Annotated in this window: 2 protein-coding genes; both read right to left on the reverse strand. The window is 76.1% G+C overall.

From position 1 onward, the window contains the following. Window positions 1-1,582: anthranilate synthase component I (locus G6556_RS18550; protein WP_166944591.1), on the reverse strand; the 1,582-nt coding region annotated here is incomplete at its 3' end. Next, the coding region (gene hisI / locus G6556_RS18555) for a phosphoribosyl-AMP cyclohydrolase (RefSeq protein ID WP_166944593.1) at window positions 1,579-1,956 on the reverse strand (378 nt) is incomplete at its 5' end. The genes hisI and G6556_RS18550, both read right to left, overlap by 4 nt.

Here is a 1,956-nt window from a genome sequence, read left to right on the forward strand (position 1 = left end):
ACGGCGCCCCGACCGCCCGGAGCCGCGACGCGACCTGCACGGCCCGCACGGCCGCCGCGGCCTTGTCCCGGGACTCCTGGTACTCCGTGGCCGGCACGGAGTCGGCGACGATCCCGGCACCCGCCTGCACGCTCGCCCGGCCGTCCCGGATGAGGGCGGTGCGGATGGCGATGGCCATGTCCATGTCGCCGGCCAGGTCGAAGTAGCCGACGGTGCCGCCGTAGATGCCCCGGCGCGCGGGCTCGATCTCGTCGATCAGCGCGATGGCCCGCGGCTTCGGCGCCCCGGAGAGGGTGCCGGCCGGGAAGGTCGCGGTGAACGCCCCGAGCGCGGTCGCCCCGGCGCGCAGCCGGCCGACGACCGTCGAGCAGATGTGCATGATGTGGCTGAACCGCCGCACCGCCATGAACTCGACCACCTCGACGGTCGCGGGCTCGCAGACCTTGACCAGGTCGTTGCGGCTGAGGTCGACCAGCATCAGGTGCTCGGCGCGCTCCTTGGGGTCGGCGAGCAGCTCGTCGTGCAGCGCGCGGTCCTCCTCGGGCGTGGCGCCGCGCGGGCGGGAGCCGGCGATCGGGAACGTCGTGACGTGCCCCTCCGTGACCTTGACCAGCGTCTCGGGGCTGGACCCGACCACGGCGAAGTCGTGGCCGTCGGCGTCCTGCAGCTGCAGGTAGTACATGTACGGGCTCGGGTTGATCGTCCGGAGCACGCGGTAGACGTCGAGCGGCGCGGCCGGGCAGTCCAGGTCCAGGCGCTGCGACAGCACGACCTGGAACACCTCGCCGTCGACGATCGCCTCCTGGCCGCGCGCGACGGCGGCCTCGTACTCGGCGGCGGTCGACCGGAACTCGAGCGGCGGCGCGGGCGCGTCCACCAGGTGCGCGGCCGCGGGCGCGGCGGGCCGCAGCAGCGCCTCCTGCATCGCGTCCAGCCGCGCCACGGCGTCGGCGTGCGCCTCGTCGACGCGCGCGTCCGTGCCGTCGAAGTTGATCGCGTTGGCGACCAGCCACACCGAGCCGTCGCGGTGGTCGGTCACCGCGAGGTCGCTCGCCAGCAGCAGCGTCATCTCGGGGACGCCCAGCTCGTCCGGGGCGGCGGCGGGCAGCGTCGGCTCCCAGTGCCGGACGACGTCCCAGCCGAGCGCGCCGACCAGGCCGCCGGTCAGCGGCGGCAGGCCGGGCACGGCCGGCGTGCGCAGCACCTCGAGGGTCTCGCCCAGCACCGCGAGCGGGTCGCCCTCGGTCGGCACGCCCGCCGGGACGTCCCCGGTCCACACCGCGCGGCCGTCCCGCACGGTGAGGGTCGCCCGGGACCGGACGCCGACGAACGACCACCGGGACCAGGACCCGTCCTGCTCCGCGGACTCCAGGACGAAGGTGCCCGGCCGGCCGCCGGCCAGCGTGCGGTACAGGCCGACCGGCGTGGTGTCGTCCGCGAGCAGCCGGCGCACGACCGGGATCACCCGGCGGGACGCGGCCAGCGCGCGGAACTCGCCGAGGGCGGGCCAGGTGGCGCCCCAGGGCACGTCGACCGGGGTGGTCGCGGGCGCGGCCGGGGTCGCGGGCGTCGTGGCGGTCATCCGTGCTGCTCCGTCGCGGCCGGACGCTCGCCGACGACCGCACCCAGCGAGCCGCCCGCCTCGAAGCAGGTGCGCGTCCCGGTGTGACAGGCGGCCCCGACCTGGTCGACCCGCACGAGCAGCGCGTCGCCGTCGCAGTCGAGGGCCACCGACTTCACGTACTGCGCGTGCCCGGAGGTGTCGCCCTTGCGCCAGTACTCCTGCCGCGACCGGCTCCAGAACACCACCCGGCCGCCGGTGAGGGTGCGGTGCAGGGCCTCGTCGTCCATCCAGCCGAGCATGAGCACCTCGCCGGTGTCGTGCTGCTGCACCACGGCCGCGACCAGGCCGGACGGGTCGCGGCGCAGGCGCGCGGCGAGCTCCGGGTCGAGGGG

This window comes from Cellulomonas sp. IC4_254, assembly GCF_011603975.1.
GTDB lineage: Bacteria > Actinomycetota > Actinomycetes > Actinomycetales > Cellulomonadaceae > Cellulomonas.